Source organism: Streptomyces sp. NPDC045955, assembly GCF_056430805.1.
This window is the reverse complement of the sequence record NZ_JBWKKY010000021.1, coordinates 17,475-30,622: the sequence shown is the minus strand read 5'-3', so window position 1 is coordinate 30,622 and position 13,148 is coordinate 17,475. Positions and strand designations below refer to the sequence as shown.

Here is a 13,148-nt window from a genome sequence, read left to right as displayed (position 1 = left end):
CAGCCATGCGCCGTGTGACCGTGCAGAAGCCCCTGAAGAAGACGGACGTCCGCCGGGCCCGCGAGGAGGCCGACGAGCGCCCCGCGGGACGCCCGGAAGTCCGCAAGGACATCGCACGCACGTGGTGGCCGGACGCCTGAGCGGCCGGTACCGATCATGAGACCCGTTCAGAACAGCCGCTTGCGGTAGTGGACGCGGTCATAGGGCCCGTCCAGTCGTCGCTCCACCAGCTCATAGCCGTACTTCGGATAGATCTGCTGGTTCTCCCACATCAGCGCGTTCGTGTAGAGCCTGACCTCGGGCAGTCCCAGCGCACGCGCGTGTGCGTCCACGAACCGCAGCAGCCGTCGCCCCACTCCCCCGCCGTGCGCGGTGGGGTGGACGGCGATGGTGTCGAGGAAGAGATGGTCCTCGAACACCTCGACCACGACGAGGCCGGTCACGGGCTCGCCCGTCACGAACACCTTGCCCGCGGCCACGTTCGCCGCGTGGTCCTCCTCCATGGGCTGCGGCACCCGTCCGATGCGCTCGATGTAGGGGCGGAAGGCCGCGTCGATCACGCCCTCGACGACCGGTACGTCGGCGGCTCCGGCCGGCCGGATCTCCTCGACTGCCATGCCGCGACGGTACCTACCTGATGCCAGTCTGAGCACTTCCTTAAGCGGGCCATAAGGATCTCCCCCTCGCGCCCTCAGCAGGCGATTCCACGGTTCTCAGGGGCTAGCTTCGGATCGCCCCCACGGGATCCGGGCCCACTCGGGCCCGGCCCTGTTCCCCTGTTCCCCTGTACCGTCTCGAGGAGTTCCCGCATGCCCGCACGCCGCACGGCAGTCACCGTCGCCGCCCTCGGCGCCCTCCCGCTCGCCCTGACCGGGCTGACCGCCACGCCGGCCGCCGCGCACGGTTCGATGGGGGACCCGGTCAGCCGGGTCTCGCAGTGCTACGCCGAGGGCCCGGAGAGTCCCAGGTCTGCCGCGTGCAAGGCGGCGGTCGCGGCGGGCGGCACGCAGGCCCTCTACGACTGGAACGGCATCCGCATCGGGGACGCCGGCGGGCGGCACCAGCAGCTCATCCCGGACGGCAAGCTGTGCAGCGCGAACGACGAGCAGTTCAAGGGACTCGACCTGGCCCGCGCCGACTGGCCGGCGACCGGGGTGCGCAGCGGCTCGCACACCTTCAAGTACCGCGTGACGGCCCCTCACAAGGGCACGTTCAAGGTGTACCTCACCAAGCCCGGCTACGACCCGGCCGAGCCGCTCGCCTGGAACGACCTGGATCTGGAGCACCCGGTCGCGACGGCCACCGACCCGGCGGCCACGGGCGGGTTCTACACCTTCTCCGGCAGCCTGCCCGAGCGCTCCGGCCGGCATCTGCTGTATGCCGTGTGGCAGCGGTCGGACAGCCCGGAGGCGTTCTACTCCTGCTCGGACGTCAGCTTCGGCGGCGGCGACAGCGCGGGCGGCACCGCTCCGGCCCCGACGGCCTCCGCTCCCACCGAGGAGCAGATCGAGGCGGGCAACGACAAGTCGACCATCGAGCACCGCGGCCACGGCGACAACGACCCCAGCACCTCGGCCGAGCCGGCCGCGCCCCCGGAGAGCCCCGCCCCGAACCGGCCTACGCGGGCCGACGCCGCTCCCAACCGGCCGAAGGCGGCCGGCGCCACGGAGAAACTCGCCGAGACCGGAGGCGACAGCAGCACCCCGTACCTCGCGATCGGTGGCGCGGCCGCGCTGGCGCTCGGCTCCTCGGCCCTGTTCCTGTCGGCCCGGCGCCGCGCGGTGAGCGGCAGTCGCCACGGCCGCTGACCCAGGACTCGGGGCCTGTCCGGCGGCTCAGGCCGGACAGGCCCCGAAACGTTTCCCCTGCACGTGTACACGTGTCAGTCGAACGCCGACGCACAGGTGGTGGGTCTGGCCCGCGCCGGGTCGAGCGCGTTGGCCACCTCGTGGAAGGCGACCCTGTCCAGCAGCCCGATGGCCACGTGCTCGGACAGGTCTACCGGGCACAGGTCCTGAAGCAGGACGTTGCGCACGTCCGGCCCGCTCAGGTACTGGCTGCGCCACGGCGTGACCACCTCGTCGTATCGGGTGGCGATGACGGTGTAGCGCACGCCGGGCACGGTGTCGCCGCCCGCGTTGAGCCGCTTGAGGAAGTCGGAGCCGGTGGCCTGGTCGGCGAGTGCGGGCGTGGTCTTCGCCAACAGGTCTCCGGCGCCCGGGAAGTACGGCAGCAGACGGGTGAAGCCGTTCAGGTCGGTGCCGTGGTTGCTGGGCGCGATGCCGACCAGGGCGTTCACCTTGGCGGCACCACCGAGGAACCGCAGGTACCAGCGGGGCATCATGCCGCCCTGCGAGTGTCCGACGATGTCGGTCTCGGCGGCGCCGGTGGCGGCGAGCACCCGGTCGACGAAGTCCTTCAACTGGGCGGCGGACTTCTCGACGGGGCCGAGTCCGTGGAAGAAGGGGACACCCTGGAGCTGTCCGTAGTCGAGGGAGAAGACGCAGTAGCCCCGGACCTTCAGATAGGGGGCGAGCCCCAGCCAGTTGTCGACGGAGTTCCCGAGGGTGCCGTGGACGAGGACGACGGGGCGGGGATGGACGGCGGACGGCTTGCAGGAGTAGTCGTTCCAGCCGGAGCCCGGGGCGCCGGCGGCCTGGGCGGAGGTGGCGGGGACGGTGACGGCCGCGGCGGTCAGCAGCAGCGCGGCCAGGGGTCTGAGCACTCGTTTCCAGGGCAGCATCGGGTGATCTCCTTGCGGCTCAAGGGAGGTGCGACGGCACGACGCCCTGTGATCCGGATCACGGGATGCTGTTCACTCGTCAAGTTACGAGCGAGTAGTCAAACTGGGAAGTTACGCGTCAGTAAAAACTGCCGGCGATAACCAGCACGGCGGACTCGCCTGACACCGCCTCACCAGGCAGGCCGGATGGGCCCCTGGGGCGCGATCCGCAGCAACTGCTCCCGCAGCACCCGTACGTGCCCCTCCCCCAGCACGTCCCCCCACTGCCGCACCACCTCCGCAGCCGCCTCCTCCGCAGCCCGCGTGCACTCCCATCCCCGCTCGGTCAGCACGACCAGCCGAGCCCGCCCATCCTCCGGGTGCGGCCGCCGCTCGGCGTACCCCTTGCGCACCATTTCGTCCACGAGCTGACTGGCGGCCTGCTTGGTCACCCCGAGGTGGACGGCCAGCTCGGTGACCGTCGCGCCGTCCGGGGCGAGCCGGGCGAAGGCGAAGCCGTGCGCGGGCCGCACCCCCTCGAAACCGCGCGCGACGACACCCTCGTGGATACGCTGCGTGAGCCCACCGGCGGCGGCGAGCAGGGCGGCGGACAGGGCCATGGCCTCGGAGTTCTGCACGCATGCATTGAAACACCCTTGACGTGACGGTCAAGCAGCCTGACCATATAGTCAAGCTGCTTGACCAATTGGAGGCCCGCATGCCCGTCATCCACTCGTCCGAAGCCGTCACCCACGAGATCCACGGCGCCCGCTTCGTCTCGTACGCCACCCCGCGCAGCGGGAGCAAGGAGCTATGCGCCTGGCGCGGCGAGATCCCCGCCGGTCTCAAGGCGCCGGCCCACACCGTCAACCGGGAGGAGATCTTCCATCTGCTCGACGGCGAACTGCTGATCACCCTCGACGGCCGCACCGAGCGGATCGCCGCGGGCGACACGGTGATCATCAACCCCGGCGCCACCCTGACCGTCGAGAACCCCACCGACCGGACCGCGTACTCCTGGGTGACCACCTCGATCGGCCTGGAGGCACGGCTCGCCGACGGCACGCGCGTCGTGCCGCCGTGGGCCAACTGACGTCACGCAGAAGGATCTACGCCGCCAGCCCTCCTAAGGGGTGTGGTGGAAGTCCAGTGCGGTGCGGCGAGGGTGCGTGCCGGGCGCCGTGGGTGCTGTGCGGGACTTCCACCACACCCCCTAGTCCCCCGGGCATCACCGCCCGCGGCCCGAACTTCGCCCGGGCTCGGTCCGCGACCTCCTCGATACGGCGGACCTTCTCGTCCACCGGGTCGAAGGTCAGCTGGTGGGAGGCCTGGTCGGCGCGGTCGAGCCCCTCGGCGCGCAGGGTGATCGCACGGACCCGGGCCCGTTGCAGCCCGAGCGCCTCGTACATGCCGTACGCGGCCCTGGTCAGGTCCGGCGAGTGCGCGGTCGGTTCGACCAGCTTGCGGCTGCGGGTGGTGGCGGAGCGGTCGGCGTAGCGCACGGTGAGGGTCAGCGTGCGGCAGACCTTCTCCAGGGCACGCAGCCGGGCGCCGATCTCCTCGGCGGCCGACAGCAGGGCACGGCGGTGGCGGTCCGGGTCCAGTTCGTCGCGGTCGAAGGGGCGTTCCGTGGCGAGGGAGCGGGAGACGGCGTTCGGTACGACCCGGCCGCGGTCGACGCCGTTCGCCTTCTCGTGCAGCTCGCGGCCGGCCTTCGCGCCGATCAGCCGCTGGAGCGTGGACAGCGGCGCGGCGGCGACCCGGCCGAGGGTGTCGAGGCCGTAGTCGTCCAGCGTACGGGCGGTCGCGGCGCCCACGCCGGGCAGCGCGGCGACGGGTTTGTCCGCGAGGAACTCCGCGATGGCCTCCCGCTCCTCGGGCACCGCGCACGTCACCCCGGGCTCGGCGTCGCGCAGCGCCACGCGGGCCAGCGTCGGCCCGGGCCCGGCTCCGATCACGCAGTCGACGCCGTACAGCGCGAGCGAGCGCACCCGGATCACCGAGGCCAGTTCGACGGCGTTCCGCCCGAAGTACCGCTCGGCGCCCCGCAGATCGGCCAGCGCCCCGTCCGGTGGCAGGGCCTGGACGACAGGGGTGAACTCCTCGAGCATCCCGAGCAGTCGGGGCAGGTCGGCCTCGCGCGTCGGAGGCAGCTGGAAACGTACGCAGAGGATGGTCATCCCGCACTCCCCGGACTCTGGTGCCACAACTTTCTTCCCACCGCGGGCCCTTCGCCCGCGGGACGCAGATCGGCCCAGGGGTGCATCTCGTACCCCGTGGGCATACGGATCTTGCGCTGCTCCGCCGGATCCTGGTCCGCGGAGCCCGCCGGCTCCTCGCCTTCACCACCGGAATCACCGGAACCGGAATCGGCACCCGCACCGGCACCGGCCAACCGGGCCGCGACCCCTTCCAGCCCTTCCTCCCGGCGCACCTCCAGCAGCTCCGCGAGGTTCCAGGCGGCGGCGCCCACCACGCTGAGGCTGCGCGGGCCGCGCCGCTGCACCACCCCGCGCACCAGCAGCAGCCAGGAGTGGAAGACGGTGTGGGCGCAGGCGTCGTGGGAGTCGTCGAAGAAGGCGAGGTCGACCAGGCCCGTGCCGTCGTCCAGGGTGGAGAAGATGACCCGCTTGCCGGACCGGATCGGCGGCGTCTGGGTGGCCGCCTTGGCGCCCGCGACCAGCACCGTCTCCCCGTGCCGGGCCTCGCGCAGCCGACGCGCGGACACCACGCCCAGCTCGTCGAGGAAGGCCCGGTGATCGTCCATCAGGTTGCGGGAGGCGTCCATGGACAGCACGCCCAGCTCGGCGCTGAGCCGCTCCGAGGAGGTGAGGTCGGGCAGCCCGGCCGGTGCGGTCTTCCGTCCGCCGGCCAAGGGGAGCTGGCCACCGCCCGCGCCCCGCGCGCCCCGGTGCAGCTCGGTCAGATGCAGTTGCAGATCGCGGCGGTTGGCGCCGAACGCGTCCAGCGCTCCCACCTGCGCGAGCCGCTGGGCCAGCGGACGGCTGGGCCGGCCCCGCTCCCAGAAGTCGACCAGCGAGGCGTACGGCTGCCCCTCGGCGATCCGCGCCGCCTCGGCCTCACTGATGCCGTGCACATCGGAGAGCGCCAGCCGCAGCCCCCACTTACCGGACACCAGTTCGATACGGTGTGCGACGCCCGACTTGTTCACGTCCAGCGGCAGCACGGGCACCCCGCGCCGTCGCGCGTCCGCCAGCAGCAGCCGCTTCGGGTACATCCCGGGGTCGTGCGTCAGCAACCCCGCGTAGAAGGCGGCCGGATGATGCGCTTTCAGCCACGCCGACTGGTACGTCGGCACGGCGAAGGCGACGGCGTGGGCCTTGCAGAAGCCGTACGACCCGAAGGCCTCGATGATCTCCCAGGTCCGCTGAATCGTTTCCGCGTCATACCCGTTCGCCGCCGCGTGCTGTGCGAACCACACCTTGATCCGCCCCTGCGACTCCGGATCGGACAGCCCGCGCCGCACCCGGTCCGCCTCACCGCGCCCGCAGCCGGTCATGATGTCGACGATGTCGATGATCTGCTCATGGAAGACGACGACCCCGTACGTCTCCTTCAGCGGCTCCTCCAGGTCCGGGTGCGGAAAGCGGATCGGCGCCCGCCCGTGGCGCGCCTCGATGAACGGCCGCACCATGTCGGCGGCGACCGGCCCGGGCCGGAACAGCGAGATGTCGACGACGAGATCGTGGAAGGTGGCCGGCTGGAGCCGCCCCACCAGGTCCCGCTGTCCCGGCGACTCGATCTGGAAACAGCCGAGGGTCTCGGTGGACCGGATCAACCGGTACGTCTCCGGATCCCCCGGCGACAGCCCGTCCAGATCGATCCTGACCCCCGACACCCGCTCCACTTCCGCCACCGCGTGCGCCATCGCGGACTGCATCCGCACCCCCAGCACGTCCAGCTTGAGCAGCCCGAGGTCCTCCACGTCGTCCTTGTCGAACTGCGACATCGGAAAGCCCTCGCCGCTGGTCGGCATGACCGGCGTACGCGCCAGCAGGGAGGCGTCGGACAGCAGCACCCCGCACGGATGCATGGCCACCCCGCGCGGCAGCGCGTCCAGCGCCTCGACCAGCTCCCACAGCCTCCCGTACTTCTCCTTCTCGCCCGCCAGCGCACGCAGCTCGGGCAGCTCCTCCAGTGCGGCACGGGCGTCCCGTGCCCGGATATGGGGAAAGGACTTGGCCACCCGGTCGATCTCGGCCGGATCCATGGACAGGGCGGCCCCCACGTCACGGATCGCATGCCGCACGCGATACGTCTCCGGCATCGCGACCGTCGCGACCCGCTCGGTGCCGAACCGGTCGATGATCGCGCGGTAGACCTCCAGCCGGCGCGCGGACTCCACGTCGATGTCGATGTCGGGCAGCACGACCCGCTCCTTCGACAGGAACCGCTCCATCAGCAGCCGGTGCTCGATCGGATCGGCGTGCGCGATCCCGAGCAGATGGTTGACGAGCGACCCCGCCCCGGACCCCCGGGCGGCGACCCGGATCCCCATCTCCCGCACGTCGTCGACCACTTGGGCCACGGTCAAGAAATAGGAAGCGAAACCATGATGGGCGATGATGTCCAGCTCGTGGTGCATCCGCTCCCAGTACTCCCGCCGCCGGTCGTACCCGCGCATCACCATCCCCGCCGCCGCTCGCGAGGCCAGCGTCCGCTGGGCGGTACGGCGGTCTGCCCCGACCAGATGCGGCTCGGGGAAGTGGACGCTACCCATCCCGAGATCGTCCTCGGGGTCGACCAGGCACTCGGCGGCGGTGGCCTCGGTCTGCTCCACCAGCCGATGAGCGGTGTCGCGCCGGAACCCCGCGGCCTCCACGACCCGCTCCGCCACCCCGGCCATCGCCCCAGTCCCCTTGAGCCAGGCCTCACCGGAGTCCAGCTCCTTGGCCGGGTCGACGGGCACCAGGCGCCGGGCGGCGTCCAGCACGTCGGCGACCGGTCCCAGCCCCGGGTCGGCGTACCGTACGGCGTTGCTGAGCACGGGCCGGATCCGCTGCTCGGCGGCGAACCCGACGGTCCGGGCGGCCAGCCGCAGGGAGCCGGGCCCCGTACCTTTCCGTCCGTGCCAGACGGCCTCCAGCCGCAGGGCGTCGCCGTAGGCCTCCCGCCAGGGCACGAGCAGCCGCGCCGCACGGTCAGGACGCCCGGCGGCCAGGGCACGCCCCACTTCCGAATCAGGCCCGAGCAGCACGGTCACGCCCTCGGCGTGATGGCGCTCCCAGGGCAGCAGCGGCGTCCCCTCCCCCTCGTGCGCCGCCGAGACGAGCCGGCACAGCCCGGCCCACCCACGGGCACCGTCCCGGGCGAGAAAGGTCACCCGGGGGGCGGACTCGTCGACGAAGGCGCCGCCGCGCACAGGAGTCCGGCGCCGCCCCCGCCCGGGCTCGGGCGGCTCCCCTCCCGCCACCGCCAGATCCGCCCCGAAGACCGGGCGGACGCCCGTCTTCCCACAGGCCTTGGCGAATCGGACGGCCCCGGCGAGCGTGTCGCGATCAGTGAGGGCCAGGGCGTCCATGCCCCGCTCGGAGGCACGCTCGGCCAGCCGCTCCGGATGCGAGGCTCCATACCGCAACGAGAATCCGGAGGCGGTGTGCAGATGCGTGAACCCCGGCACACGCACCTCCCGCACTCGTGAACCACACCGGTTCGAACATCTGTTCCCAGCTACCTCACCCCCACCATAGACCAATTCTCGAATACATGTGCGACATCCGCCCGGCCCCGCCCCACCTGCGGAAACACCAAAAAGCCGACCTGGCGCAAGCCTCGGTACGCATGGGCAGCGGCACACGGAAAAGCCCCGCCCCTCACACAAGGGGCGGGACTTCACACACCTGAACCGGAACTCAGCCGATCTCGGTCCCGGTCGCCGACAGCGCCTCCGTCACCGGCTGGAAGAAGGTCTCCCCACCGGAGGTGCAGTCACCACTGCCACCGGACGTCAGCCCGATCGCGTTGCCGCCCGAGAAGAGCGAGCCACCACTGTCACCGGGCTCCGCGCACACGTCGGTCTGGATCAGACCGTTCACGATGTCGCCGTTGCCGTAGTTCACGGTGGCGTCCAGCCCCGTGACCTTCCCGTCGTGCACCTGGGTCGTCGAACCGCTCCGCGTGACCTCCATGCCGACCGTCGCCTCGGCGGCACCCGTGATCTTCTGCGTCGAGCCGTTGTAGAGGTTCACCTCACTGGGGTGAGCCACCTCCGCGGTGTACTTGACCAGCCCGTAGTCGTTGCCCGGGAAGCTGGAGTCCGCGTTGGTGCCGATCTCCTTGCCGCTGGAGTCCGACCACGTCGAGATGCCCTCGGTGCAGTGCCCGGCGGTCAGGAAGAACGGCTCGCCGCCCTTGACGACGTTGAAGCCGAGCGAGCAGCGGCCACTGCCGCCGGTGATCGCGTCGCCACCGGCGATGAAGGGCTTGTACTCGCCCTTCGTCCGCTTGAGTTCGGCCTTCGCGCCGAGCCCGTCGACGACCTTCGTCAGCTTCGTCCACTCGGCCTTGGACACCGTACGGTCGGCGGTGACGACGATCTTGTTGCTGGTCGGGTCGGTCACCCAGGAAGTGCCCGGAATCGTCGCGTCCTGCTTCAGCGTGCCGCGGGCGCTCTTCAGTTCGGCGAGAGAGTTCGCCACGACTCTCGCCTTGGCTCCCGCCTTCTCGACGGCCTTGGCCGCGGCCTCGTCGAGCACGTTCACCACGAGCTTCTTGCTCTTCGTGTCGTAGTACGTACCCGCCGCGTCGGCGCCGAGGTCCTCGGCCAGCGTCGAGGCGAGCTTTCCGGCCGCCGTGACCGACAGGGTCCGGGGCGCGGAGGCCTCCGGGGTCTCGCTCGCGTTCGCAGTCTGGAAGGTGACTCCCGCGGCGACCAGTGCGGCGATGCCCGCACCTGCCACGGCTGCACGCCGCTTGGGTATGCGTCGGTGCTTCAACTCACGTCCTCCTGTGGGGGGTCGGCCCGAGAGGTTGTGGGGACCTCGCGAACCGGAAGGCTTTGTTGACGGGCGCCCACTATTCCGAGGACAACGGGGAGCACACAAGGGTGAGTTCGAGACGCGCGTAGACAGCGCTTCGCACGCCCCTCATTTTGACCGTCCACGATCAAATCGGACCCAACTCCCCTGTGTTCACTGTGCAAACATTACGCGGGAGTAATGTGCGGGCACTCTGCGGGGTTCACGCGTGGCTGAAATTCGCCCCTACGCCGGCCGGTTCGGAGAAGCGTCCGCGCACCACACGAAAGCCCCCGCACGCGATGCGTGCGGGGGCTACGAAGGGCCGCGAACTGCCGCCGGGGACCTGCCGGGACCTGCCCGGGGCATGGCGGGGGCCTAGTACACGCTGACCCCGTAGGCGCTCAGGGCCTCCGTGACGGGCTGGAAGAACGTCGTACCACCGGAGGAGCAGTTGCCGCTGCCGCCGGAGGTCAGACCGTACGCGACGCCGTTGCTGCCGTAGAGCGAACCGCCGGAGTCACCGGGCTCGGCGCAGACGGTGGTCTGGATCAGGCCGGAGACGATGTCCCCGCCCCCGTAGTTCACGGTGGCGTTGAGGGCGGTGACACGGCCGCTGTGCGTACCGGTCGTGGAGCCGTCGCGGATGACGGTGGTGCCCACACTCGGAGTGGCCGCGCGGGTGATGTCCACGCCGTTCGCGGTGCCGGGACGGCTGACGGAGCCGCTGTAGCGGACGAGGCCGTAGTCGTTGCCCGGGAAGCTGGAGCCGGCGGTCGAGCCGATGACCGTGGTGCGGGCGGAGTTGGAGTACCAGGTGCCCGCGCCGTCGGTGCAGTGACCGGCGGTCAGGAAGTATTCGGTGCCGTTGCTGGCACGGACGTTGAAGCCGAGGGAGCAGCGCCAGCTACTCGCATAGATGGCGTCGCCGCCCTGGATCAGCTTGTTGAACTTGCCGGGGGTGCGCTTGATCGTGAGCGCGTCGGCGTTGGCACCGGCCTGCTGCTTGATCTTCGCTATCTCGGCCTGGCTGACCGTGCTGTCGACGGTCAGGAGCACGCGGTTGGTCTTGCTGTCGACGGCCCAGGCGGTGCCCGGGATGTCGGCCTTCAGGATCGAGCCGCTGGCGCTCTTGAGCTCGGTGGCGCTGAAGGTGGCGGGGGTGTCGGACGCGTTCGCGCTGGGGATCGCGATCGCTGCGGCGGCGACGAGGCCGGTGGAAACGGCGATCAGCCGGGTCCGTCTCGAAATGCCGCTGCGGGGGGTGGTGCGCTTGATCCTCACTTTTCGTTCCTCCACAAAGGAAGTCGGGGGCCCTCGTGGGGTTTCGGGCCCGTGAGGCGCAGTCCGGGGCGAGGCAGGCCGGATTCCAAATCCGCCGTGCCCCTGACAAGCGCTGTGGGGGAGTATTCGGCCGAACGGCCGGTAGGCGCAAGAGGGCCTTTCAGCCGTGGCCTTCTGCACCTCCGGTCACGGCGGGGTCAGCCGTCGCAGGGGCAGCAGCAGTCGCATCCGTCGCAGTCGCAATCACGGCAGCAGCCCTCGCGCTTCTTGCGGGACCACGGCCCCTCGTACTCCTTGGCGCAGCACAGCTTGCAGGTGCAGCACAGCAGCCAGAACATCCCGCAGCCGGCCCAGAACCCGCGTCGGCCCTGGGGCGGCTGGGGCACCGGCGCACCACCGCCGAGCCCACCGCCGCCGTGCCCTCCCCCACCTGCGAACGGGTTTCCGCCACCGCCCGCGTACGGGTTCTGCGCAGAGCCGTGCGGCCCGTGCGCCCCCTGGCCGTACGGCCCCTGAGGCGGCTGCTGCCCGTACGGCCCGCCCTGGTGTGACGCGCACACCGGCACCGTGCCGAACGCCCGGTCCACCGAGCGCCGCAGTTCGTGCACGAACAGCAGATGCACGAGCTTCGCGTCGGCGAACTCGGCGTCGCGCAGCGCGAGCCGCACCCCGTGCGCCGCGTCGTCGGCGAGCCGCCGGGCCTCCGCGAGGGAGGTGCCGGTCGCGGCGATCGGGTTCCAGGCACCTGACGCGGCGTCAGCGTGCAGGTCCTCCACGGCGTCCAGGAGGTGGGCCAGCCGCCCGAAGAGCCGCCCGGCCTCGGCGAGCGGCCCGGCGTTGTGCGGCCGGCCGGCGAGGACGGCCGTGTGCGCGAAGGCGGCGGCGGTCGCGGTCTCGGTCGGTTCGGTGACCGCCAGGATCGGCGTACCTGGCCCGGCGAGCGTCTCGATGCCGCTCTGCCGGTCCACCGCGTCGACCAGGACGGCCGTGTCGAATCCGACGGCGGAGCCGGTGCGCGCCCCGGCGCGGTCCCAGCCCGCGGCGATCCGGCGCGCTGCCCGCGCGACCGGCGCGCGGGCCAGCAGCCCGTCGCCGTCGGCGACGTGGTCGCGCACCTTGGCGGAGGCGAGCACCAGCGACACGGCCGCCGCGAGCCGTGCCCCCTCACCGTGCGCGACGGACGCGGTACGCATCCCGCGCAGCGGACACGGCCCCGCCGTACGCCGGCCCACGCCGCTCGACGGGCCGCTCGCCGGGCCCGCCTGAGCCTCCGTCAACACGGAGACGAGAAGCCCGTCATAGTTCGTCACGATGCGCGCGAGCTGCCCGTGGTCCCGGCGCAGCGCGAGACACAGCCCGCACAAATGCGCCATCCACTGGGCCGTGAGGCTCTCCCCGAGCCGGTGCCGACAGGGCCTGACCATTCCGAACATCGATGTTCCCCCGTGCTCCGTACGACGTTTGGCGCCGCATGGTATCGGCCATCGTGTTCACCCGTACGCACCACTCATCACCCGTACGCCGCGAAGAATCATATTTCACTCACAGTCAGCAGTCGTTTACGACAAGGCCCTTGGGAAACACGGACTCTCGACGGATTCGCTGTGCACCAGTACCGTCACAAACCCCCCGTGCGGCGTCTATCCACTTGGCGCGCCATCCGCATCATGGACGACCATAGGGATGCGGAAAGCAGAAAGACCGCTGTGAGAGGAGGCGTCCATGGGATCGGTACGCAAGGCAAGTGCCTGGCTTGGCCTCGTCGACGACAACGAAGACGAGCGTTACTACGACGACGACTACTCCGACGGGACCGAGCCCGGGGAGGCCTGGGTCACCGATCCGCGCGTCAAGGTGGCCTCGGACGTCGCCGAGGAGAAGGGGCGCCGCATCGGCACCGTGACCCCGGACAGCTTCCGGGACGCGCGCGCCATCGGCGAGCTGTTCCGCGAGGGCGTGCCGGTCATCATGAACCTCACGGCCATGGACGCCGGCGACGCCAAGCGCGTGGTCGACTTCGCGGCCGGGCTGATCTTCGGCCTGCGCGGATCGATCGAGCGGGTGTCGACCCGCGTGTTCCTGCTGACCCCCTCCAACACGGAGATCGTGAACGGCGACCCGGCCGCGCACCGCGCGGACGGCTTCTTCAACCAGAGCTGAGGCAG

General features: G+C 71.0%; 12 protein-coding genes. 4 read left to right on the top strand and 8 right to left on the bottom strand.

The annotated features are described in order from the left end of the window. The first annotated feature begins 5 nt into the window (after positions 1–5). The gene (locus AC07F0_RS32340; RefSeq protein WP_010046145.1) at positions 6–140 is read left to right on the top strand and encodes a hypothetical protein; all 135 of its coding nucleotides are present in this window, start codon (positions 6–8) and stop codon (positions 138–140) included. 27 nt (positions 141–167) lie between these two features. Here the strand turns inward: AC07F0_RS32340 and AC07F0_RS32335 are convergent, their stop codons facing one another. After that, the gene (locus AC07F0_RS32335) at positions 168–617 is read right to left on the bottom strand and encodes a GNAT family N-acetyltransferase (RefSeq protein ID WP_478983532.1); all 450 of its coding nucleotides are present in this window, start codon (positions 615–617) and stop codon (positions 168–170) included. 192 nt (positions 618–809) lie between these two features. On the opposite strand from AC07F0_RS32335, the gene AC07F0_RS32330 reads away from it, so the two are divergent. After that, positions 810–1,808: a lytic polysaccharide monooxygenase auxiliary activity family 9 protein gene (locus AC07F0_RS32330; protein WP_478983531.1), complete on the top strand. Its 999-nt coding sequence runs from the start codon at positions 810–812 to the stop codon at positions 1,806–1,808. A gap of 74 nt (positions 1,809–1,882) precedes the next feature. On the opposite strand, the gene AC07F0_RS32325 is transcribed toward AC07F0_RS32330, so the two are convergent. Further along, on the bottom strand, positions 1,883–2,743 hold the full coding sequence (locus AC07F0_RS32325) for an esterase/lipase family protein (protein ID WP_478983530.1): 861 nt from the start codon (positions 2,741–2,743) through the stop codon (positions 1,883–1,885). Positions 2,744–2,913: 170 nt separating this feature from the next. Beyond that, positions 2,914–3,360 (bottom strand): MarR family winged helix-turn-helix transcriptional regulator, encoded by a 447-nt coding sequence (locus AC07F0_RS32320; protein ID WP_478983529.1) that lies wholly within the window; start codon positions 3,358–3,360, stop codon positions 2,914–2,916. 80 nt (positions 3,361–3,440) lie between these two features. Here AC07F0_RS32320 and AC07F0_RS32315 point away from each other — a divergent pair, with 80 nt between their 5' ends. Beyond that, the gene (locus AC07F0_RS32315) at positions 3,441–3,815 is read left to right on the top strand and encodes a cupin domain-containing protein (protein WP_478983528.1); all 375 of its coding nucleotides are present in this window, start codon (positions 3,441–3,443) and stop codon (positions 3,813–3,815) included. Between the two features lie 16 nt (positions 3,816–3,831). Here the strand turns inward: AC07F0_RS32315 and AC07F0_RS32310 are convergent, their stop codons facing one another. The 5 genes from AC07F0_RS32310 to AC07F0_RS32290 form a co-directional block, all read right to left on the bottom strand. Next, entirely contained in the window at positions 3,832–4,902 is a 1,071-nt protein-coding gene (locus AC07F0_RS32310) for a DNA polymerase Y family protein (protein ID WP_478983527.1), read from the bottom strand. After that, positions 4,899–8,363 (bottom strand): DNA polymerase III subunit alpha, encoded by a 3,465-nt coding sequence (locus AC07F0_RS32305; protein ID WP_478983526.1) that lies wholly within the window; start codon positions 8,361–8,363, stop codon positions 4,899–4,901. The genes AC07F0_RS32310 and AC07F0_RS32305 overlap by 4 nt, the downstream gene beginning before the upstream one ends. A gap of 232 nt (positions 8,364–8,595) precedes the next feature. Further along, positions 8,596–9,678 (bottom strand): S1 family peptidase, encoded by a 1,083-nt coding sequence (locus tag AC07F0_RS32300; RefSeq protein ID WP_478983525.1) that lies wholly within the window; start codon positions 9,676–9,678, stop codon positions 8,596–8,598. Positions 9,679–10,077: 399 nt separating this feature from the next. Then, positions 10,078–10,983 (bottom strand): S1 family peptidase, encoded by a 906-nt coding sequence (locus AC07F0_RS32295; RefSeq protein WP_478983524.1) that lies wholly within the window; start codon positions 10,981–10,983, stop codon positions 10,078–10,080. A gap of 197 nt (positions 10,984–11,180) precedes the next feature. Beyond that, entirely contained in the window at positions 11,181–12,416 is a 1,236-nt protein-coding gene (locus AC07F0_RS32290) for a DUF5685 family protein (protein WP_478983523.1), read from the bottom strand. Between the two features lie 289 nt (positions 12,417–12,705). On the opposite strand from AC07F0_RS32290, the gene AC07F0_RS32285 reads away from it, so the two are divergent. Then, positions 12,706–13,143, top strand: coding sequence for a cell division protein SepF (locus AC07F0_RS32285; RefSeq protein ID WP_478983522.1), 438 nt, complete (start codon positions 12,706–12,708; stop codon positions 13,141–13,143). Positions 13,144–13,148 lie beyond the last annotated feature (5 nt).

Bases quoted from the DNA above. Each gene is read 5' to 3' on its own strand.
- AC07F0_RS32340 (WP_010046145.1), top strand. From the start codon at position 6: ATGCGCCGTGTGACCGTGCAGAAGCCCCTGAAGAAGACGGACGTCCGC.
- AC07F0_RS32335 (WP_478983532.1), bottom strand. From the start codon at position 617: ATGGCAGTCGAGGAGATCCGGCCGGCCGGAGCCGCCGACGTACCGGTC.
- AC07F0_RS32330 (WP_478983531.1), top strand. From the start codon at position 810: ATGCCCGCACGCCGCACGGCAGTCACCGTCGCCGCCCTCGGCGCCCTC.
- AC07F0_RS32325 (WP_478983530.1), bottom strand. From the start codon at position 2,743: ATGCTGCCCTGGAAACGAGTGCTCAGACCCCTGGCCGCGCTGCTGCTG.
- AC07F0_RS32315 (WP_478983528.1), top strand. From the start codon at position 3,441: ATGCCCGTCATCCACTCGTCCGAAGCCGTCACCCACGAGATCCACGGC.
- AC07F0_RS32310 (WP_478983527.1), bottom strand. From the start codon at position 4,902: ATGACCATCCTCTGCGTACGTTTCCAGCTGCCTCCGACGCGCGAGGCC.
- AC07F0_RS32290 (WP_478983523.1), bottom strand. From the start codon at position 12,416: ATGTTCGGAATGGTCAGGCCCTGTCGGCACCGGCTCGGGGAGAGCCTC.
- AC07F0_RS32285 (WP_478983522.1), top strand. From the start codon at position 12,706: ATGGGATCGGTACGCAAGGCAAGTGCCTGGCTTGGCCTCGTCGACGAC.